Here is a 21,986-nt window from a genome sequence, read left to right as displayed (position 1 = left end):
TAGCGAGTGCAACCCATGGAAAAGGGCACCCCGTATTCTACCGCAGAGCGGTAGGCCCATCGGGTGAACCGCCAAACCGCGCCCTCTAACCAAACAACCTCGCCAGGGCCTCACGCATCACGCCCTTGTCGGGCGAAACTCCGGCCCAATATTCAATATTGGTCGCGCCCTGGTTCACAAGCATGCCCAGACCATCCAGCACCTTGCAACCCAGGTTCTCGGCCTCATTGAACAGCCGGGTGTAAGGAGGATTGGGAATGACGTCCGCCACCACCATCTCTGGTTTTAATGTCGCCAAATCGATCTCCGGCATGACATCCACGTCTGGATACAGCCCGATGGAAGTCGCATTCACCACCACTCCGGCATCCTCCGGGATGGCGAAGGGTCCGGTCCAGGGTGCGAAGACCGCCGCAGCGGGCGTATTCCGCGTGACGTGCGTCGTCAGCTCCATGCCGCGATCCTCGGAACGGTTCACGATGGTGAATTTCCTCGCTCCCGCCAGGGCCAGCTCCACGGCGATGGCGCGAGCCGCGCCTCCGGCCCCCAGAATGACGACATGCTGCCCATTGGGGTCTGCCACTTCCTGAAGGCTGTTGAGGAAGCCTTTGCCATCGGTGTTCTCCCCGATCCACTGGTCCCCACGTTTCACAGCGCAGTTCACTGCTCCAATCAGTCTCGCCGATTCACCGAGTCCATCCAGGTGCTCGATGACCGCCACCTTGTGCGGCAAGCTGCAGTTAAATCCCACATACCCCTGGGCCTTGGCACCGCGCACGGCATCTGCCAAATTTTCAGGGGACACCTCCATGTTTACATAGAGGTAGTGCAGCCCGTGGTGGCGAAATGCCGCCTCCATCATCACCACAGTGGGATTTTCAGCGACAGGCTTGGCAAAACAGCCGATGAGGGTGGGCAGGAAGTTCATGCTGCGGCAGGCGGTGCATACAGGACGAACCGAACGACTCCGGCCTTTCGATCCATCGAGCAAAGATCATGACTCCCGGATTGTTTCCTTGTCAACCGTTGCGTAAACTGGCGTTGATGAACGGTGTCTCCCTCCCGCCAATCCCTGCCCTGACATTCATGGCTGGACTCGTCCTGCTGCTGATGGCCCCCGCCTGGGGCCAGAACGGAGGCAGCGGCACCTCGAAAGAAAAAATCGAGGCTCCCACCGTCGCGGACCCCGCCCTCAAGGTGGACCTCTTTGCCAGCGATCCCCTCCTGCGTACACCTATTGGGCTGACTTTCACCCGGGACGGCAAGCTGCTCGTCATCGAAAGCAACACCCACTTCCGTCCTCCCGGCTACCAGGGACCGGAGCACGACCGCATTCTCTGGATGGAAGACGCCGACAAGGACGGCAAAGCTGAGAAGGCCAATGTGTTCTTCGAAGGCACCAGCATGACCATGGATCTGGCCACGGCCCCGGATGGCTCCGTTTATGTGGCCACACGCAATGAGATCCTCCGACTGCGGGATGCGGACGGGGATGGCAAGGCTGAGCAGGTGGACCGCAAGCTCGTCTCTCTCGAGACAGAAGGAATTTACCCCCACAACGGTCTCGGTGGACTGGCTTTTGACGGGAACGGCGGCCTCTATTTCGGACTGGGGGAGAATCTGGGTGCCGCGTACACCCTGGCAGGTTCAGACGGGAGCAAACACAGTGATCAAGGGGAAGGCGGGAACATCTTTCACGCCACCACCGAGGGCGGCAAGCTGCGGCGCATCGCCACCGGCTTTTGGAACCCCTTTGGAGTCTGCGTCGATTCCTGGGGCGATGTCTTCGCCACAGACAATGATCCTGATTCCCGGCCACCGTGCCGTTTGCACCATGTCATCGAGGGTGGCGACTACGGCTACCAGTTCCGCTACGGCCGCAGCGGTCTGCATCCCTTCATCAGTTGGAACGGAGAACTGCCCGGGACGCTGCCCATGCTCGCCGCCACCGGCGAGGCCCCGTGTGACATCACCTTCTATGCCCCCGGCGCGACCAAGGGGTTCCGGGGCCTCCCCGCCCCATGGCACGGCAGCCTGCTCGTGGCCTCCTGGGTGGATCACACCATCGAGGCATACTTCCTGCCCGACACCGCCCATGCCTACCTCCCTGCGGAGAAAAAAGTCCTGGTTCATGGTGGCAACGACTTCCGCCCGGTCGCCTTTGCCACGGCACCCGATGGCTCCCTCTATGTGAGTGACTGGGTGAAGCGAGACTACGAACTCCATGGCAAAGGGCGCATCTGGCGAATCTCTGCCAAAAAAGCGACTGACTTGAAGGGACCGCTCGCGGTGAAAAGCGGCGTTGCCTGGAAGCAGGAGCAACTCGACAAGATCCTGAAGAAGGAAAAGGTCACCGCACTGGAGGCGGCAGAATGGCTCAATGATCCCAATCCGTGGACCTTCTCCGCCGCCATCACCCGGATGGCCCGGGAGCAGGATCTCCTCTGGATTCTGAAGGACAACAAACTCCCCTATCCCCACCAGCGGCAGGGGCTGCTTCTCGCGCTGAGCCGTGATGCCAAACGCACTGGAGCGGAGCCACTCCTCCTGCCCAAGGAATTCCTCACCGATACCGATCCCACCGTCCGCCTCCTCGCCCTGAAGTGGGTTTCCGACAATCGGATGGCGGACTACAAGGCAGATGTCGAAAAGCTGCTGACCGATCCTGAACTCACTCCGGCGCTGTTCTACGCTGGCATCACCGCATTGGGGCGCCTTGAGTCCGAGCAAATTCAGGAGGCCGATCTCATCAAGCGCTTGAAAGCCCGCCTTTCAGATGCCCAGACGCCATACCGCCTCAAGCGTGCCGCCCTGGAAATATTGCCGGATCGTGAACATCAACTGCTGGCTGCCGATCTCGCGCCCCTTCTGAATGAGGGCGACGGTGCCTTCCAGGAGTTTGTCACCCAGATCATCGGTTCCCTCCGCGACAACAATCGGGAGAGTCTGCTCCGACAGGTCGCGTTTGATCCCAAGAAGTCTCCCGAGGCCAGATCCGCAGCCTTGATGCACATGACCTTGAATGAGGAGGACAAGAAAGCCCTGGGTATTCTTAACATGGACTCCGACCCGATCATGAAGCGGGCCAAGGAACTCGCCATGAGTGACGCCCCGCTGCCGCCTCCACCCACCGGCCGTCCCCCATTCAACGACATCCCCGCGTGGGAGAAATACCTGGCTGCGGTACCCGACAAGCCCGATCTTGCGCAGGGACGCGAGGTGTTCTTCCACCCGAAGCTTGGCGGTTGCGTCCTGTGCCATCGGATCGACGGCGTGGGCAGCCCCGCCGGCCCCAACCTCTCCACCGTCGGTGCCGCCAAATCACCGGATTATATCCTTGAATCCCTGCTTCAGCCCAGCCGCAACGTCCCACCCCAATACGAGTCCTACAACCTGACCACCAGTGATGGAAAGGCGCGCACCGCCTTCCAGCTCATGGAGCGCGGCAATGTGCACACCTACGTCGGTCTGGATGGCCGCCCATTCGATGTGAAGATTGAGGAAATCACCAAACGTGAGCACCTCCCCGTCTCCATCATGCCCGAGGGCATGGTGGCCCGCCTGAGCGATGTGCAGATCCGGGATCTTGTGGAGTATTTGAAGTCGAAGAAGTAGGGATACCCAGCCCTGCAACATCTCAGGCTTATTCGCACGCCCCCTCCACCACACACCCAACACCTGATCTTGCGCAGCAAGATTTTGGGACTGCGGTGAGCATCACCGCTTTGGCTACGCCTTGTGAAATCCAGTCACCTCACAATCTCCGCCGAAGCCCCTGCTCTCAGGTCTTGCGTCTTGTGTCTCGCGCAGCAGGCCCTACTGCCGCATGATGAGCACATCCTCCGTGCGCGCCATCAGCCTCAACTCATCCGGCCCAGGCTGGTACAGCGTGGAGGGGTTCATCTCACTGATGCGGAGTAAGGTCCCATCTCGCGTGCAAAGCTCGTACTGCACCATCTCGCCGAGATAGGTGGTCTCGATGATGTTCCCAAAGAAGCGATTGGGAGAGTCCCCCACTTCCCCTAGAAAAAGAGCCTCCGGCCGGATGGACAAGGTCACCGGCTGACCAGCCACAGGCACAAACTCCCCGCTCGGGCTGCCCCGCAACATGCCGCAGGGCGTGTCCACGTCCCAGAGACCGGCACGGTAGCTCTGTTGTTTCACCGTACCATTGATGAGATTCGTCTCCCCGATGAAGGCGGCCACCATCTTGCTGCCGGGCTGGCAGTAGATCTGCGGGGGCGTTCCCACCTGGACGATCTTGCCGCCGTCCATCACCGCCATCCGGTCCGCCATGCTCAGCGCCTCCTTCTGATCATGGGTCACATAGACCGCCGTCAGACCGGAGTCACGGCAGATCCGACGGATCTCAGAGCGCATCTCAATCCGCAGACGTGCATCCAGGTTGGAGAGCGGTTCGTCCAGCAGCAGCACTTGCGGTCGTACCACCAGCGCCCGTGCCAAAGCCACGCGCTGCTGCTGTCCCCCGCTCAATTGCGATATCCGGCGGTCCCCCAGCCCGTCCATCTTGACCATGCCCAGGGCATCTTCCACCCGGCGGTCAATCTCCTTGGCCGGGCGGCGGCGCTCTTCCAGGCCAAAGGCCACATTCGCCGCCACATCCATGTGCGGCCATAGGGCATAACTCTGGAACATCATGGCCGCCCCTCTTCGATGCGGAGGCAGGCCACTGACATCTTCGCCGTCGAAAAGCACCTGCCCCTTGTCCGGCCGGTAGAAGCCCGCGATGTGACGCAGCAGAGTCGTTTTTCCACAACCGCTCGGACCGAGCAGGAAGAACATCTCCCCGCGCAGGATCTCCAGGCTCACGTCATTCAGGCCAAAGACCTGGCCGAAGCGCTTCGTGACGTGCTTGATGGAGATCGAAACCATCCCGCTTTCTAGTGGGTCTCAACGGCCGTGGCAAGCAACGAACCGCACAACCTGACCGGAGCCCCACGGCCCCGGCCTGAGTCAGGCACTACCGGCGCGAAGGAGATGCCGCATGCTTGAGGATGAACTCCACGATGGGCGTGCTGTCCTGCAACCCATGGGGGTGATGCCCCACACCCGCTTTCGCGATCAATTCAATCGGGGCACCCAGCTTGCGATAACGCTCCGCCACGAGGCCGGTGTTCTCCTGCCAGGGCACGATGTCATCGGCATCGCCAAACACGTGGATGATCGCCACCTTGCGCTTGGCCAGACCTTCCAGGTTGTCCACCGGATTGCCCTTGTACGCGAGCGCCTCGGCTTCGTCCTTGAACCCCCAGAGATCCATCACAAGCTGCCAGTTTTTCGCGTCGCCCTTGCCCTTGCCCTTGCCACCGGGCCAGCTCTTGAAGTCACACACTGGCGCATCGCCATAGATGCAGGCCACCTTGTCTGGGTTGGCAATGGCCCAGTTGTAGCAATACAGACCACCACGGCTCAGACCGACCAGGGCGGGCTTTTTGTTGAACCCATACTGCTTGGTGAGCACGGCATAAAAAGCATTCCAGTGCTTCACCGCAGGAGGACTGCCGAGCATGTCGCTCACGCGCATGTAGGCGATATGGAAACCTTTTTCCAGCAGGGCCACATCGGGATCCGGCTTGTGACCGAAGAACTCACCATGCCACACCCAGGGTTTGCCCTTGGCCGCCGTCTTGGGAGCCACCACCGTTACCAGCGGGCCGTTCACATCGAAGTCGTAGCGGTCAAAGCCCTGCCATTTGCTGCGGCGCCCTGGGAAAAGCGCGGGACCTTCGGGTTCTGCGGCAGAATCCACACTGTTCCCCGGCAGCAGAGGCACACCGGGATTCTTCAAAGCCGGAGGGGGCACGGGAGCGGACAAGGGAACCGGTTCCGCCTTGACCAAGGTGGCGGCTGCCACCATCGGCGCGGGAGGCAGGGGCAAAGAGGGTGAACCCTGCGGAGTCGGAGCCGTCGCAGGTTCGGGAGCGGGAGTGGCCTCCGGTTGGGGAGCAGAAGCTGCGACCACCATCGGGGCCGCCTGGGGCTCCACCTCAGGAGCGGGTGCAGGCGTCGGGGCCGGAGCCATCGCTACTGGGGCTGGGGCGGGTGTCGGCGCGACCTCTGCCGTTGAGGCTACAGGAGCGACCGCCATGGGAGCGCCAACGCCAACGCTGGCACCTGGTTCAGAAATCGGCACTGCGGAAGGCACAGGTGCCTCCGGCGTAGGACTGGCGGCCAGCACCGTAGGGCCACCCTTCAAAATCGCCTCGATCTCCGTGGTCAAGGCCGCGGCTTTCTGCTGGGCTTCCTCCAGAGGGAGACCCGCTTTTACCCCGGGCCGCTTGTGTCCCACCTCGCTCAGCCAGGCGGCCTTCATGAGGTGCTGGCGCTCTGCGACCACCGCGTAGAGCTTGCCCAGCCGTCCCTCGGGCGTGGTCAGGTCCTCCAGCTTGTAATCATGCTTCACTCCCCATGAGGCCAGCAGCGGTTGGGCGATGACCCAGTGCCCCTCCTCATTGGGGTGCACCCCGTCCTTGGCCAGGGTGAATTCTGGATCTGCCTTGCGCTTCTCCTCCAGATAGTCCGCCATGGCCGTGTGCACATCCACCACGCGCCACCCGGTGCGGCGGCCCTTCCCGTTCATCCACAGGGTGTAGCGGTCGAGCACTGAGTTGTAGCGCTCGAAGGGCTCGGGATAGGAGTTTCGCCCTGCAGGCAGGACCTTGTCCTTGATCGGCAGCGGGTCGAATACGGGTGGGGTGAGATGGGTGATGGCGATCTTGCGGTCCCAGGCGCGGTCCCGGACCACCTGCACGCCAGCCACGAACTTGTTGAAGCGGTCATCCCGATACGGGTGGTAGATGCCATCGTTCATGCCATAGCACGCCACGATGAGCTGGGGTTTGGTCTTCTCCAGGGCCCGGGCGAGACGTTCATGCAGGTTGGGGCGTGGGAACTTCCCGTCCGCATGCCCATTCTCCGTCAGCCCGGAAACGGTCTCGCTGGCCAGACCGAGGTTGATCATGTCATACCGCTTGTCGCTCGTGGCCAGCACGATGGTCTCCACGTACTCGATGTACTTGCCATCTGCCGTGATGCTGTCCCCGAGGAAGAGGATGCGTTCCGCCTTGGGGAGTTCACCCACCTTCCCCACAGAGTAGCCGGACGCGGAATTTTGCGCGGAGACATTGCTGGCCCCCAGCCCTGCGCAGACGGCAATCACGGCAGACAACACGGAGGTCGGCCAGGCATGCTTCAAAAAGAGATTCATCGCGAGAGAAGTCAGAGGTGGTAAGACAGGACGGGCAGGAGTTCGCCGGACACGCCGGAGACGCGCCGCCCTGCCTCGTGGCAGGGACTGCAAACCGACCTCTGAAAACGCCCCTCGCAAGCGATTTTTGACAATCTGTGCGGGTTCCCGCCCCGCAGTACCCCTTAAGATGCAGGCTTCGCGGGTTCGCTGGCGTGCTTGAGAATGAACTCCACAATGGGAGTGCTGTCCTGCAGGCCGTGCGGATGGTGACCCACGCCCTTTTTCTCGATCAACTCAATGGGCCCGCCGAGACCGCGATAGCGGGTGGCGATCACACCCGTGTTCTCATCCCATGGCACCACATCGTCCGCATCGCCATAAACGTGAAGCAGCGGCACCTTGCGCTGCGCCAGGGGTTGGAGGTTGTCCACGGGATTCCCCTTGTAGGCCAGCGCCTCGGCCTCATCCTTGAAGCCCCACAGCTTCAGCACGAGCTGCCAGTTCTTGGGGTCTCCTTTCCCCTTCCCTTTCCCGCCCGGCCAGCTCTTGAAGTCGCAGACCGGCGCATCCGCATAGATGCAGGAGACCTTGTCCGGGTTGGCGATGGCCCAGTTGTAGCAGTAGAGGCCGCCTCTGCTCAGCCCCACGAGGGCGGGCTTCGGCCCCAGGCCATACTTCTCTGTCAGGACCTTGTAGAGGTCGTTCCAGTACTGCACCGCCGTCGGACTGCCCAGCATGTCATTCACTTTCAGGTACACGATGTGGAAACCTTTGCCGAGGAGGGCCACATCCGGATCTGGCTTGTGGCCAAAGAACTCCCCATGCCAGACCCAGGGTTTCCCCTTCGCGACGTTTTTGGGCACCACCACACTCGCCACGTGCCCTTCCACGTCGAACTCATACCGATCATATCCCTTCCAGACGCTCTTCTTGCCAGGAAACGGCGCTGATGCGGACGCCGCAGCTGGCGCTGGCGCCTCCGACTTGGCCACGCCCACCCAGGCGGACGGCCCCACCGCCAGCAGGGTCTGGATCTCGGCCGTCAGTGCGGCGGCCTTGGCTTGCGCTTCTGGCAGGGGCAACCCTGGGGCCACGCCAGGGCGCTTGTGCCCAACCTCGCTCATCCAGGCCGCCTTCATCTGACGTTGGCGGGCGGCAACCGCCTTGTAGAGCACGGCCAGCCTGCCTTGAGGGGCCGTCAGGTCCTCCACTTGGTAATCGTGCTTCACACCCCAGGCGTTCAGCAGCGGCTGAGCCATCACCCAGTGCCCTTCCGCGTTCGGGTGAACTCCGTCCCGGGCGAAAGCAAATGCGGCATCTGTCTTGCGCTTCTCATCCAGAGCCTTGGTCATCGCCCCATGGATGTCCACCACCGCCCATTTCTCGCTGACAGCCATCCGCTGGAGCCAGGCTCCATACTTCCCCAACACCTCATTGTACCCCACGAACGGCCTTGGGTAGGCGTCCAGGCCTGCGGGCAGGACCTTGTCCTTGATCGGTACCGGATCAAACACCGGCGGCGTCAGATGAGTGACCGAGATGCCACGTGCAGCCGCCTCCCTGCGCAAATCGCGCATGCCCGACTCATATTTCCCAAACCGCTCGTCACTGAACGGGTAGTAGATCCCGTCGTTCATCCCGTAGCAGGCCACCACGAGTTGCGGTTTGGTCCTGTCCAGCGCCCGGGTCAGCCGCTCGTGCAAGTCTGGACGCGGAAACTTCCCGCCTGCGTGCCCATCCTCAGAAAGTCCGGACACGGTCTCGCTGGAGAGCCCCAGATCGATGATGTCATACCGCTTGGAGGTCTTGGCCAGCAGTACAGTCTCCACATACTCGACGTACTTTCCGTCGGCGGTGATGCTGTCTCCCAGAAAGACGATCCGCCCGGCGTCGGGAAGCTCCTGTTGGGCAGAGGAAGATGAAGCTGACTGGGCAACAACGGGGTCGACTCCGAGGACCGCGGATGCGGCAACAGCAACCGACAGCAGTAAAGCTGGCCAAGGACGATTCAGGGGGATGCTCATGAGGTGAGGTGACAGTGGAGAGACGTCTGGGCGCAAACAGACGTTCGCCCCTCTCCTAAATAGCCAGTCCCCGGCTTTTCTTCCCAACTATTTGCCATTCAATGGCGCAAAACCTCCCCGACCGTCACGCGCATGGCCTTAAGCTTGAAGGGACCGAACAGGGTCGCCAGCGCCACATCGGCAGCATCCCGCCCATAGGCCACGACGATGCGGTTGCCCTTGGTCACGTCCTCGGTGGCATCGAATGTGAACCACCGCCCGCCCAGATAGGCCTCGAACCAGGCATGCAGGTCCATGGGCTGGAGTTCGTGTAAGAAGCCCACCACCATCCGCGCCGGGATGTTCATCGCCCGGCACAGGCTGATGCCGAGGTGCGCGAAGTCCCGGCACACGCCCACCCGGCTTTGAGCGGTATCCAGAGCGGAGGTGGAGGCGTGGCTCGCTCCGTGTTGATAGGTGACGTTCCGGTGAATCCAGGTGCGGATGCGGGCCACCCTCAGATAGGTGCGGGGAGAGTTCCCCGCCACCTGGACGGCCAGTTTCCCCAGTTGATCCGACGGGCAGTACCGACTCGGTAGCAGGTAGTGCATCACCTCAGTGGGAAGCTGCTCCACCGGCAGGATGGGTGCCATGAGATCCACATCCACGCCATCCGCCACATCCGCCCGGTACTCCACAGACAGGTGAAGCCGCCCCTTGGGTATGACGAGCCGCTGGCACAGGTTGCCATAGAGATCGTCAAACTCCACCACCGGCACCCGGGGATGGAGATGAAAGGACTCCTTCATAATCCACTGGGCCCATCCGCTGCGCGGGCGCAGCATGAAGACGGCAGAGATGGAATTGGAGCATTCATAGTCCAACTGGCAGGTGGCATCGAGGATCATGGGTGGCAAAAAATCGCGACTTGGTTCTGACAGGCCGCCTAATCCCGATTCGCCCTGCCGCGCCACGCTGGTTGTGAAGCATGCTGGGGAAGTTGCCTTCGCACTCAAAATGGTTTTACATCATGTCCATGCGAACCAAGCGCGATCGGCACCCTGCCATGGCCACGGCGTCCCTGTGCCTCACCCTCCTGTTGCTGGCGGCGTGCAGCGGCCCCGTCAACGCCCGCAAGCCCACCTCACGCAAAACCACCCGCCAGATGGAGCACTACAACAGCCTCTACGGGACCCCGGTGCTGGGCGAACCCTCACCAGACGACCAGTACGTGCCCAGATCGCAGCAGGACGGATTCACCAACTTCCAGGTCCGCTAGGTGACGTTTGGAGCAGATCCCTTCGACAAGCCCCTTTTCCCCATGGATTCCTCCCAACCTCCTGTGCTTCCTGAAACCGTCGTTGGCGGTCTGACGCCCGGCGAGATCCGGGCGGTCACCCATGAGCGGCTCCGGCTCCTCTCCTGGGGTTATTTCATCACAGGCGGCATGGGCATCCTGATCTCCAGCTTCCTCCTCATCTATGTGGTGTTGTTTGGTGCCCTGTCGATGATTCCCGCCTCGGAGTGGGAGTCTTCATCGTCACATCGGGCTCAACAGGGGGAGCACTTGAGTGACGACCGAGACCCATCTGTGCAGAATGAAGGCCAAGCTGAGGAGTCCCCTTCTACTTCACAAAATCGGCCGTCCTCTGGGCCGCCACCGGTCTGGATCTTCCGCATCTTTGCCGGGATGATGTTGGTGTTTGTCCTCATCGGCTGGACCATCTCCGGGCTCACCATCTACGCCGGCCGCTGCATCCGCCAGCGCCGCAATCGCATGCTCATTCTGGTGATGGCAGGCTTCAACTTGATGAGCGTCCCGTTCGGCACGCTCTTGGGGATCTGCACATTCCTCGTTCTACAGTCCGATCCCGGCCGCCGGGAGTTTGGGCTTGCCTGATCTCGGACTGAAACAAACTCTAGCCGCCCTGAGTCACGGCCAGTCCGGGCACGGCCTTGATCTTCTCAGCCAGGTATCGCGAGTAGATGCACGCCCCCAACTGGTTCAGGTGGGTGCGGTCGGCGAGGTCCCCCTCGCCCGCCCCACACTCATCCGTGTCCAGAATCTGGATCACTGCCGCAGGAGTTGGCTTGAGGGAAGCCACATAGTCGGAGAACTGCTGGAACCCCTTGCTGTAGCGCGGATCTGACTTCACGAGTTTCACCACCTCGGGATGCACGGGCATCTGATGCAACACCACCGGCACCTTGTGCTCATCAAACCAGGCCAGAAGATTGCGCAACGACTCGTCCTGAAGCTCTGACACCCGCCAGTTGCCAAAGAAGCGGCGGGCGACCAGCTCCGGGGAGACCTTCTGACGATCGCGGTTGTAACGATGGGCGTGATTCACCACCCAACCGGCAGCCGGAAGAGCCTTCTGCTCCGGACAGGGGCAGAGTGCATTGCCCGGACAGGGATCAAGCACATTCAAAAAGACCGTCCGAAGAGACCGACGGGCCGAGTAGAGCGGCAGCACGAGGTCCATCAACTGCCGCCTCCGCATGTGGGCGCTGGCAATGGTGAGCCGCTCATGCAGAGTCGCCTTCTGGCTCAAGCTCAGCACCATGCGATCATCGCCTTCCAGCCCCTTTTGCAGGACGAACGGGTTGATCTCCACCACCGCCAGATGCAAGTCCTTGAAGCTGTCTGGATTCCGGCGCACGAGACTCCACATGTCGAACGGCGTCCCCCCGGGGGTTCCGAGATTGCGCACACGTTCCGCCTTTTCTCCCAGACAGGTGGCCACTTCACTCTCCGAGATGCCAAACACGCTCTGGCTCGTGCCAAAACAGGCGACCTCCACGGGGTTGGGATTCTTCTTCAGGTAGTAAGTTTCCACCGCCCCGTAGGCATCCATCCCACCCCGCTCATCAAAGTGGGGCAGTCCCCGCAATTTTTCCGCCGCGAATCTTCCGGCAAGAAGGACGGCCAGAGCCACCAGCGCCCCTGATCCAAACCACTGCGAAATGCCGCGCTTGGGTGAGGTGGGTAGAGAGTCTGCCATGAGAAGGGTAGAATGCCGGAAACGCATAACACACCCAAGTGAAAAATCCAGCCTCAAGCCGGGCCGGATTCATTCAGAGATCGTCCCGCGCCTTTTCCGCAGCCACTGGGTCCACCAAAGTGCGGATGTTCTCGCCCAGATGAAGGGAGTAGTAGCTGGCACCGCTTTCATTCAGGTGCATGCGGTCCGCCATGCCCGACATCCCCGCGCCGCACTCGTCAGGATGCAAGAGCCGCACCATGCCAGCCGCTTTCGGACGCAGGCTATCCACATAAGCGGAGTACTGGGTATAGCAGTGATGAAAATGGGTGTCGTTGTGGATGAGATCCACCACCTCCGGATGCAGCGGGAACTGGTGAATAAGCACCGGGATCTCGTGCTCCTCCATCCAGGCCAGCACCTTCTTCAGGCACAGGTCCTGCAAGGCAGACGCCTTCCACCCCTTGTATCCCACCAGCCGCCGGGCGGCTACATCCGCTGGCACCATCGAGCGCTTCGTGACGGCACCGGCATTGTGCATGTACCAGTCGGCAGCGGGGTGAATGCGCCCTTCTGGAAAAGGATAAAGTTCCGCCCCTTCCTCTGGATCCGCCAGTGCGAGAAACACCGAGCGCAATGAGTGCCTCGCAGAGGTCAGTGGCAGCAGCCACTCTGCCTGCTGCTTGAGCCGCTCATGCCGGTGATGCAGCAGATTGCGCTCCTCCAGCGTCGCGTGCTGGCTGATGGAGTGCTGCAAGCGAGCATCCCCTTCTTTCCCTGTCTGCATCATCACGGGATTCACCTCCACCACCGCCAGTTTCAGGTTGTCAAAGTACTCGGGGTTGCGCCGGATCAGGTTCCACATGTCAAACGGCGTGCCCGCTTCCACTCCAAGGACCCGCAGTTCGTCCGGATCGTGCCCGGAGGCGCGACCGATCACCTCCGGCACCAACCCCCAAAAAGTCTGGCTGCTGCCAAAGAAAGCCACCTGAGGATCCACCGGCTTCTTGCGCAATCCGTAGTGCTCCACGGCCGCAAAGGCCTCCATTGCACGGCTATCATAGTGCCCCAGCGTTCTGAGAGGCTCAGCGGCCAGCCTCCCCAACACGAATAGTCCAGCGGCAACCAACGCCCCAGAGCCCAACCATCGCTTCTTGGAGAGAGGTGCCGCCGGAGTGTCAGGTGAGGGATCGGTGGCGAGCATTGTGAATCATGAATGAATTTTCATTCATAGTCCAGCGCGCAACGATGCCTGCTTGAAACTTTTTTAACGCCTGCCTTGGGTGAACGGATCAGGCCGCCAGCGCGTCGTCGTCCCCCTTGTCGTCGGCATACGGCCCTTCAGACAACTCGATATCCGGGTTGCGATTCTGAAAGGTGCCGAGGTACCAGGCGTCTGAAATCAGCAGCACTGGGCGGCCCAGCTCGTCCCGGGCCAGGGCGGTTTCCCGCACAGGAGTCACCGCATCATCTGACCATGTTTCCCCTCCCTTGCGCCGCACCCATCGAACGACCTGCCAGGAGGCATTCTCCAGGCGCGATTCCGCGTTGTATTCGGATTGCAGACGGTACTTCACCACCTCGAACTGCAGGGGGCCGACCGCTCCGAGCAGAGGCACCCGCTGCACGGAGCCAGGCTGGTGGAACTGCTGGATCACGCCCTCCTGGAGGAGCTGTTGCAGACCTTCACGGAACCGCTTGTAGGTGGAAGGCGAATCGCCATGCAAATAAGCAAAACACTCCGGCACGAAGCGGGGCATCACATCGAACTTCAGCTTCGGATCGGCCGCCAGAGTGTCACCGATCATCAGGTCGTAGTTGCCCACGACGCCGAGCACGTCCCCTGCGAAGGCCTCGTCCAAGGTCTCACGCTCTCGGGCAAACACACGTTGGGAGTTGGACAGCTTGACCGCCTTGCCAGTGCGTGGGTTGTTCACCACCATGTCACGACGAAAGGCTCCTGAGACCACGCGAAGGAAGTAGATACGGTCGCGGTGACGGGGATCCATGTTCGCCTGGATCTTGAAGACGAAAGCCGAGAACTCTGGAGCTTCAGGGGTCACCGCTCCAGTGTTGGCCACCCGCGGTGCCGGGGGGGGAGCCATCTCCAGGAAAGCGTCCAGCAGGAGCTGCACGCCGAAGTTGTTGCTCGCACTGCCAAAGAACACGGGAGTCAGTTCACCGCGCGAGATGGCGTCCATGTCGAAGGCATGGCCCGCTCCATCCAGCATCTCCAGTTCTTCACGAGCCTGGGCCAGGGCATGCTCATCCACATGCTCTTTCACATACTCATCCTCCAGCCCACCCACCCGGACTGGTGCCCGATAAGCACCGCCGGCGGTACGCTGAAAGAGATGCACCTGGCTCTCGCGACGCTCGAAGATACCGCGGAAGCGGTCGCCCATGCCGAGCGGCCAGTTTTGCGCACACGCTCCGATGCCCAACACCGTTTCCAGCTCATCCAGCAGCGTCAGCGGTTCACGAGCCGGACGGTCCAGCTTGTTCATGAACGTGAAAATGGGCACACCGCGCTTGCGGCAAACCTCAAAGAGCTTCCGTGTCTGGCTCTCGATACCCTTACCGGCATCCACCACCATGATGGCGGCATCCACGGCGGTGAGCACCCGGTAGGTGTCTTCTGAGAAATCCTTGTGACCGGGAGTGTCCAGCAGGTTCACCACGCAGTCCTTGTACTCGAACTGCAACACCGTGGAGCTCACAGAGATCCCACGTTGCTTTTCCAGATCCATCCAGTCGGAGGTGGTGGAGCGCTGATTCTTCCTGGCCGTGACTGAGCCAGCCAACTGCACCGCGCCTCCGTAGAGGAGGAGCTTTTCCGTCAGCGTGGTTTTCCCGGCGTCCGGGTGGGAAATGATGGCAAAGGTGCGGCGGCGGCGGACTTCGGAGGCAATGTCCATAAGGTCAGGTCAGAATCGAGCGGCTCCCCTGAGAGGTCCCAGAGGAAAAAAGTGGGCGGCGAGCAAACCACGGAAAACGGGTGCTGGCAAGCGATGGTACACCGCACCTCAGCACCCGCGCGGATCAAAACTGGAAGTACACAAAGGACACCCCGGTCATCTCCCCCAGATAGGTGAGCAACAGGAGCAGGCAGCCGAAGACCAGCCCACGCTGCCAGGAGGGGGCGTCATCCGCCACGGGACGTTCGCGATCATTCCACCAACAGGGGAAATCCAGCAGCACCACGACGAGACCGTAGAAGGCAAAATAGACGGCCGGAATGGTATCGGCGGTGGAGAAGCCCTTAGTGAAAATGCCTGCCACATGGTTCCAAGCCTCCGTCAGGTTCCGGGTCTTCACGAACACCAGGGTGAGACACACCGCGTGGAAGGTGAGGAACATGCCCGCCAGCTGCACCGCCCAGGCACGGGGAGTGTGCGGCCGATGCGGATGTTTGCCCGCCTTGGGCCCCGCCCAAAGCTTGTGGATCACCAGCAAGATCCCCAGCACCATGCCCCAGAACACAAAGTTCCACGAGGCACCGTGCCAGATGCCGGACACGAGCATGGTGACAAAAAGGTTGAACGGGATCCACTTCTTGCCCCGGAAGATGCGGCACAGCGGGACGAAGAGGTAGTCCCGCAGCCAGCTCGACAGGGAAATGTGCCAGCGCTCCCAGAACTCGGTGATGTTTCTCGAGAAGTAGGGCTGGCGGAAGTTGATCATGAGTTCCACCCCCATGAGGCGGGAACAGCCGCGAGCGATGTCGCTATAGCCAGAAAAGTCCCCGTAGATCTGCAGGGCAAAGAGGTAGATGCCCAGCAGCAATCCCACCCCTGAGTGCGGCAGCCCAGGATTGAAGGCATCCGCCGTGATGGGAGCGATGGCATCGGCAATGGCCACCTTTTTCACATAGCCAATGATCACCAGCTGGAGGCCGCTCCAGAAGCGCTCTGGAGTGAGCGTGCGCTGCCGCATCAGCTGGGGCAGCAGATTCGGCGTCCGCTCAATGGGCCCTGCGACGAGCTGCGGGAAGTATGCATGAAACAACGCAAAGTCCCAGAAGCGATCCGGCGGCTTCTGGGAACCGCCATCCACATCAATCAGATACGACAAGCCCTGGAAGGTATAGAAGCTGATGCCCGCTGGGAGGATGAAATTCCGCTCCATCGCCGTTAGATGCCAGCCCATCTGCGCGGCCAGCGCCTCCACATTCTCCATGAAGAAGCCGCGGTACTTGAAGTAACCCAGCATCCCCACATTGATCGCCACGCCCACCCAGAAGATGACCCGCCTTCGCTTGGATTCCTCGGGCAATGGATAGAGCGCCACGGCGCAAACGTGGGTGGCCACTGTCGAGGTGATCAGCAGCACAAGGGGCAGCGCGCGATCAAAGCCATGCAGACCGGGAGCATGAAATCCCCACCACCCGTAGAACACATAGCTCGCGCCCAGAAGGAACCAGTTCTGCCAACGCCAACGGCGCGCCATCATCCAGTAGACGGCGAAGACAACGAGAAAAAAAACGACGAACTCAGGTGAGTTGAAAAGCATCAGTTAAACAAGAATGACGATATGTGCGTGAGCCCACTCCCCCCGATGGCGCAGTGCCTGGAGGTTCAATAGTTGGGTTGTGCTTCAATCATCTGAAGCACGTCAGCCCCGCATCACGGCGGCGTCATGGTCTTGGTCAATGGCATCGCTGGTCTTGAGCTTAGGAAACCTGCGTTGGCAAATCGGAATATGAAGAAAGTTTCAGCATGGATTCACCCGCACGCCCCTTGCGAGGAACGAAGCCAAAATCCGCGAGGAGCGTCTGCACCGGGACATTTTTGGCCGTGGGCAGGTATTCGCCGTTCACGGCATCGTAGCCCAAGTCCCGCGCTAGGTGGGCGAGATGGTTGAGGGTCCAGTGCTCAACCGTCCGCCCCATGGCGCGACAGCTCATCAGCCAAGTATCCAATCGCAACGCATTTTCGTCCCCAGAGCCCTTCGTCCCCAGCACCACGGCAATCAATCCGTAGTCACCAAACTTGTCCGCCAGACTCACCGCAAAGGCCACTGAGCCAGAGGCAGCGACCATCTCCTCCACCGCGGCGCGGGAGTGGCGTCGGGTGGTGAGGTTGAACTGGTTGGTCTTCGTGATGAGATCCACCACGCGGTCCAGATTGGCCTCGGTAACCGGCTGAGCCTCCGCCTTCATGTTCAGGGAGGCGAGGTAGTCCTCGGGTGATGCAGCGCTTTCCTGACTGGCGCGTCTGGAGCTTTCCGCCTGGTATTGCGCAGTGCGTTCCGCGTCCGCGCTGGTCACGTCCACGGCCTCAAAGGCCAGGGACTCCTGCAAAGCACGGATGTAGAGATCCGGATCGACCGGAGCCTCAACGACCGTCACCTCCGGCAGTTCCGCCCGCATACGCTCACGCTCCACGGGGTTGTCATCAAAGAACACAAAGCTGTCCAGGCCCAGGTTGAGCTCCTTCGCCATGAGGCGCAGTCGAGAGGGCTTGGGGTCCCAGCTCGCGTGAAACGACGCGAAATCGGTGAGCTTCAACACCATCTCTTCGTTTTTCTCGAATGGCTCTCGGGCATCGGCATCGTTGTTTTTGGACGATACCGCGAGGATCACGCCGGAGTCCTTGAGACGCTTGGCGTACTTCTGAAACGCGGTGAAGGCCTGCCCCTCCCCGGTACCGCCCACGGCGATGCCATGGGGACCATTCTCCCCCACCACGCCGCCCCAGAGGGTATTGTCCAGATCCAGCACCAGCACCTTGCGCCGTCCAGAGGTCAGCGCCCGCACACCAGTGGCCAAATGACGGCCCACCAGCGACAACCCCGTGGGCGAGAAGGGCTGCTTGAGCCAGTGATAGTTGCGCTCGTCATAGAACTCGGCCTTGCCGCGCCAGGCGCTGACGCTTTCGAGATCCACGAAGTACGAACCAGCGGGCAGGACCGCCCGGAGGGCCGCATTGGTACGTTGCACCAGCTCCACCGTGCCGCCGCGTCGGGAGGAAAGGCTGTAGCCCAGTGGGCCGGGATGTACCCAGTCGTAGGAGACCTGCACCAGCTTGGACTTCAGACGGACCACTTGGGCCCACACCTGCTTGAGAAAAGCCAGCTCATCATCCACACGCTCCACCACTCCACGATCACCGCCACCGAGGAGGCGCTGGTTCCAAGGCAACACCACAATCACAGCCGGCGCCTGGTCCGGCGTCAATTGCATAAGCTCCTGCAGCACCTGGTCGTACTCGCCATCCTTCACACTCACCCGCAGACCTTCTGACCATGCCCAGGCGGTGACCGCCGGCGGCAGATAAGTCGTGGTGCACTGCCCGAGCAAAAGCACCTCCACGGCAGTCGCGTCGCCATCTCCGGCAAGACCGGCTGAGGCAGGCAGGTCTTTTTGCAGCAGTTTCCCAAGCTGGGCGACTTGCCCCGGCTCCAGGGTTGGCACAGCCTTCCGGGCCAGCCGCAGGGCCTCATTGAGGGCACCGTCTTTGCGCAGGCGGCGGTAGTTGGCGACGAGGTCCGGGGAGGCGTTGGACTCCATGGTTGGTCAGCTCAGGGAAGGAAAACAGGAAGCTGTTGTGGCAGGTCAGGTGTGCGCCTTACTTCTTCTTCTTCCTGTCGATGAGTTCCACGAGGTCGCCCACGTTCTTCAGGTAGGCCATTTCTGAGGTGGACAGGCGCACCTTGAAGGCATCCTCCACTTCCAACATCAAGGTCACATGCTGGACAGAGTCCCACGCTTCAATGTCCTGTGCGGTGGTTTCGTTGGCGATCACCAGTGAGTCGTCGTCGAAGACATTTCGAAAAACTTCCTGAAGCTGCGCGAGAGTGCTCATGATGCTTCCGCTAGCTCAAGCTGGATTTTTATCAACCCGGTGTTGCTGGAGGCACTTGCCAGGTGGGATTTCCGCCCTCCCGTTTCTCGACAACTTCCCCGTGCTGACCTAGTTTGGGCGGAATCTGACCATGAAATCCCCTTTACTTCTCCCCCTTTGTGCCGCTCTGGCGACCACCCTGGTGGTCCTGCCTGCTTGTTCCAAAAAGCAGGAAACGCCCACCGCGAACACAGAAGAGGCGGCCCCTGCGGCCCCGGCCTACAAAACACTGGCTGACGCCCCGGAGGCGGATCGCACGGCTCTCGATGCCTTTGCCAAGAAGCTGGAGCAGGATCTGAAGGACAGCAACGCCGCCGGAGTTAAGGCAGCCTTCAACCTCAAGGGCATCATCACCAAGATCCTCTCTGGAGTGCAGACCTCCGGTCCGGACATAGAGAAGTTCCGCCTCGGCATGAACCAGGGCTTGAGACAGAATCTGGACCACCTCATCAAGATGTGGTCGGAGCAGCAGGTGACTTACAAGCACCTCGTCATTCATGAAGGCCTGATCAAACCCCGTTTCCGTTTCTCCTCCGATACAATGGGCACCATCCTCCTCGACTTCACCGTTGAAAAGGACTCCGAGGGCAAGCTGGGAATCGTGGATTTCTACAACCAGGTGCTGGGCTCCGGCATGGTGGAGCAGAGCCGTCAAGCTGCGCTGCCTGCTCTCGCGGAGCTGGACAAGTCCTTTCTGAACCGGCTCTTCGACAAACCCAACACCAAGCTGGAAGACATCGAGAAGTTTGGAAAGATGTCGGACAAGTTTCGTCAGCAGGACCACAAGGGGGTCATTGAGGTTTACAACTCGATGCCCACCGAGATGAAAAACAGCGTCACGGCCAACGCCATGTACCTGGGTGCCCTGCAGGCTGTTGGCGATGCCGACGGGTACAAGAAGGCCCTGCTTGCCTCCGCGAACCACTACACCTCTGCCAACTACCAGTTCAAGCTGGTGGATCTCTACTTCATGGAGAAGAATTACGACAAGGCGATTGAATGCCTGGATGGCTTCATGGCGGCGTTGGAAAAAGATGCAGAGCTCCTGTCCTGGAAGGGGCAGCTTCAGGTGGCCAAAGGTGAACCCGCCAGCGCGGCCACCACGATCCGCGAAGCGCTGGCCCTGGAACCCAAGAATGCAGACGTCCATGCCCAGGGACTGGACGTCTTCCTGGCCGCCAAGGACTTCGAGTCGACCGCCAGCAGCATGAAGTTCCTAGAAAGCACGGGCAAATACAACTTCAAGGACTCCCTGAAGGATCCTCTCTGGGCGGAATTTCTCCAGTCCCCCGCCTCCCAGCCCTGGCGTTGAGCCAGCCTTCTGCGGCCCGGAGCACAAAAGTACCTCTTGCAGGCACAAAGGCGCGCCAGTTGCCGTCGGGGATTCCCGTAATCCCCGCATGACCCGACGTTTTGTGATTTCTGCGCTGACGGTTCTTGCCGCCGCGCTGGCCGCACCTGCCTCCCCTGCTGCTCCGGTTTTTAAAGCCGGGGCGCATGCCCAGGACATCTCTCCCACGCATTTCCCCACGCCGGTGAACGGCAGCATGAAGGGCGGGTTTGCCAAGGGCATCACGGACCCCATTCACGCCCGGTGCCTGGCATTGCAGGATGGCAGCAAGGCCATGATCCTGGTGGTGGTGGATGCCTGCATGATTCCGCAGGACATCTGCGACAAGGCCAAAGCAGCGGCGTCGGCCAAGACCGGCGTGCCAGTGGACCGGATGCTCATCTCCGCCACGCACACGCACAGCTCCGCCACGATGGCACCGGTGTTCCAGAGCGACCCGGACCCCGCCTACCTCGCCGCCCTGCCTGACCGCATCGCGGCAGGCCTGATCACGGCGTATCAAAACCTCGAACCCGCAGAGGCGGGCTGGGCGGTGGCTGAAGATGCCACACAGGTCTTCAACCGTCGCTGGCTTGTGAAAGAGGGTGAGAGCTATGAGAACCCCTTCGATGGCAAGGCGGATCGCGCCTGGATGAACCCCGGGGTGGGCAATGCCAAGGTGAGCGGCCCGACGGGTCCGGTGGACCCACAGGTGGCGGTCTTCGCCGTGCGGTCCGCCGCCGACAAACGCCCAATCGCGGTCCTGGCCAACTACAGTTTGCACTATGTGGGCGGCAATCCTCCGATCTCGGCCGACTACTTTGCCGCCTTTGCCAATGAACTGGCGCACCAGTTAGACGCAGGTGGTCAGCGCTATCAAAACAAGCCGCCCTTTGTGGGCATCATGTCCAACGGAACGAGCGGCAACATCAATAACATCAACTTCGGCGCTACGGTGCCTGCCGGAAGACTTCGCGCCGGACAGCGCATCCAGGAAGTGGCCGCGTCCGTGGCCGGGGCGGCCATGAAAGCGTACGGTGCAGTCCCCTGGAAAAACAACCTCACGCTGGACTCGCGGGAAGAAGTGCTCCAGCTGGACGTGCGGAAGGCGTCCGGGGAAGAACTGGTTCGAGCCCGCAACCTGCTGGACACCGTTCCCAAAGACAAGGACGGGCAGTGGGCAGACCGCAAGGCCATCTATGCACGGGAGGCCGTGCTGCTGGACGCCTATCCAGACAAGGTGCCAGTGAAGCTGCAGGCACACCGGATCGGCGATCTCGCCATCACCAGCATCCCCTGCGAGGTGTTTGTGGAGATCGGCCTGGATCTGAAAAAGACGAATCCCTTCAAGGGCAGCTTCACCATCTCCCTGGCCAATGGTTACAACGGTTATCTTCCCACTACGGAGCAGCACGCCATGGGCGGCTACGAGACCTGGCGGGCCCGCAGCAGCTATCTGGAGGTGCCGGCGGCAGACAAGATCACCGCATCTTTGAAGGCCATGCTCACCAGCTTGAAGAAGGACGCCTCCTGAGGTTTCAGGAAGCACCGCGGCCAGGGCGGAAGGCGCGGCAGCCTGGATGAAGCCGGGGCAGCCAAAGGAAAAGCGTGCTT

At 61.2% G+C, this 21,986-nt stretch carries 16 protein-coding genes; 5 read left to right on the top strand and 11 right to left on the bottom strand.

Annotated features, from left to right (window positions below; genetic code table 11):
- Positions 1–85: 85 nt before the first annotated feature.
- Positions 86–928 (bottom strand): shikimate dehydrogenase, encoded by an 843-nt coding sequence (gene aroE / locus BV034_RS11625; RefSeq protein WP_050027149.1) that lies wholly within the window; start codon positions 926–928, stop codon positions 86–88.
- A gap of 158 nt (positions 929–1,086) precedes the next feature.
- Between aroE and BV034_RS11620 the strand changes: the two genes are divergently transcribed.
- On the top strand, positions 1,087–3,615 hold the full coding sequence (locus tag BV034_RS11620) for a PVC-type heme-binding CxxCH protein (protein ID WP_265592888.1): 2,529 nt from the start codon (positions 1,087–1,089) through the stop codon (positions 3,613–3,615).
- A 201-nt stretch (positions 3,616–3,816) separates the two neighbouring features.
- Here the strand turns inward: BV034_RS11620 and BV034_RS11615 are convergent, their stop codons facing one another.
- The 4 genes from BV034_RS11615 to BV034_RS11600 all read right to left on the bottom strand — a co-directional run bounded on the left by BV034_RS11615 (position 3,817) and on the right by BV034_RS11600 (position 10,121).
- Entirely contained in the window at positions 3,817–4,893 is a 1,077-nt protein-coding gene (locus BV034_RS11615) for an ABC transporter ATP-binding protein (RefSeq protein ID WP_050027147.1), read from the bottom strand.
- Positions 4,894–4,981: 88 nt separating this feature from the next.
- Positions 4,982–7,228 (bottom strand): GDSL-type esterase/lipase family protein, encoded by a 2,247-nt coding sequence (locus BV034_RS34680; RefSeq protein ID WP_050027146.1) that lies wholly within the window; start codon positions 7,226–7,228, stop codon positions 4,982–4,984.
- Between the two features lie 164 nt (positions 7,229–7,392).
- A complete protein-coding gene (locus BV034_RS34675; protein ID WP_081887743.1) occupies positions 7,393–9,234 on the bottom strand; it encodes an SGNH/GDSL hydrolase family protein in 1,842 nt (613 codons plus the stop codon).
- 98 nt (positions 9,235–9,332) lie between these two features.
- Positions 9,333–10,121: a transglutaminase family protein gene (locus BV034_RS11600; protein WP_050027145.1), complete on the bottom strand. Its 789-nt coding sequence runs from the start codon at positions 10,119–10,121 to the stop codon at positions 9,333–9,335.
- Positions 10,122–10,243: 122 nt separating this feature from the next.
- Between BV034_RS11600 and BV034_RS11595 the strand changes: the two genes are divergently transcribed.
- Both BV034_RS11595 and BV034_RS11590 read left to right on the top strand, forming a co-directional pair.
- Positions 10,244–10,492, top strand: a complete 249-nt coding sequence (locus tag BV034_RS11595; protein ID WP_050027143.1) for a hypothetical protein — start codon at positions 10,244–10,246, stop codon at positions 10,490–10,492.
- A 42-nt stretch (positions 10,493–10,534) separates the two neighbouring features.
- Positions 10,535–11,113 carry a hypothetical protein gene (locus tag BV034_RS11590; RefSeq protein ID WP_265592887.1) on the top strand — a complete coding sequence of 193 codons (579 nt, stop codon included), beginning with the start codon at positions 10,535–10,537 and terminating at the stop codon, positions 11,111–11,113.
- Positions 11,114–11,132: 19 nt separating this feature from the next.
- Here the strand turns inward: BV034_RS11590 and BV034_RS11585 are convergent, their stop codons facing one another.
- The 6 genes from BV034_RS11585 to BV034_RS11560 form a co-directional block, all read right to left on the bottom strand.
- Complete coding sequence (locus tag BV034_RS11585; protein ID WP_265592886.1) at positions 11,133–12,218, bottom strand: hypothetical protein; 1,086 nt, start codon at positions 12,216–12,218, stop codon at positions 11,133–11,135.
- 73 nt (positions 12,219–12,291) lie between these two features.
- Positions 12,292–13,401: a hypothetical protein gene (locus tag BV034_RS11580; RefSeq protein ID WP_050027137.1), complete on the bottom strand. Its 1,110-nt coding sequence runs from the start codon at positions 13,399–13,401 to the stop codon at positions 12,292–12,294.
- A gap of 88 nt (positions 13,402–13,489) precedes the next feature.
- Entirely contained in the window at positions 13,490–15,115 is a 1,626-nt protein-coding gene (locus BV034_RS11575) for a peptide chain release factor 3 (RefSeq protein WP_050027135.1), read from the bottom strand.
- 124 nt (positions 15,116–15,239) lie between these two features.
- Positions 15,240–16,709 carry an MBOAT family O-acyltransferase gene (locus tag BV034_RS11570; RefSeq protein WP_050027133.1) on the bottom strand — a complete coding sequence of 490 codons (1,470 nt, stop codon included), beginning with the start codon at positions 16,707–16,709 and terminating at the stop codon, positions 15,240–15,242.
- Between the two features lie 160 nt (positions 16,710–16,869).
- Positions 16,870–18,708 carry an HAD-IIIC family phosphatase gene (locus BV034_RS11565; RefSeq protein WP_050027131.1) on the bottom strand — a complete coding sequence of 613 codons (1,839 nt, stop codon included), beginning with the start codon at positions 18,706–18,708 and terminating at the stop codon, positions 16,870–16,872.
- Positions 18,709–18,766: 58 nt separating this feature from the next.
- Entirely contained in the window at positions 18,767–19,003 is a 237-nt protein-coding gene (locus tag BV034_RS11560) for an acyl carrier protein (protein WP_009963408.1), read from the bottom strand.
- Positions 19,004–19,133: 130 nt separating this feature from the next.
- On the opposite strand from BV034_RS11560, the gene BV034_RS11555 reads away from it, so the two are divergent.
- Together BV034_RS11555 and BV034_RS11550 are read left to right on the top strand one after the other, a co-directional pair.
- Positions 19,134–20,354, top strand: a complete 1,221-nt coding sequence (locus tag BV034_RS11555; RefSeq protein ID WP_050027129.1) for a hypothetical protein — start codon at positions 19,134–19,136, stop codon at positions 20,352–20,354.
- An 88-nt stretch (positions 20,355–20,442) separates the two neighbouring features.
- Entirely contained in the window at positions 20,443–21,906 is a 1,464-nt protein-coding gene (locus tag BV034_RS11550; RefSeq protein WP_050027127.1) for a hypothetical protein, read from the top strand.
- Positions 21,907–21,986: the final 80 nt, after the last annotated feature.

The organism is Verrucomicrobium sp. BvORR034 (genome assembly GCF_000739635.1).
GTDB lineage: Bacteria > Verrucomicrobiota > Verrucomicrobiia > Verrucomicrobiales > Verrucomicrobiaceae > Verrucomicrobium.
Note: the sequence above shows the minus strand (reverse complement) of the source record. Positions and strands in the feature narration are given on the sequence as shown.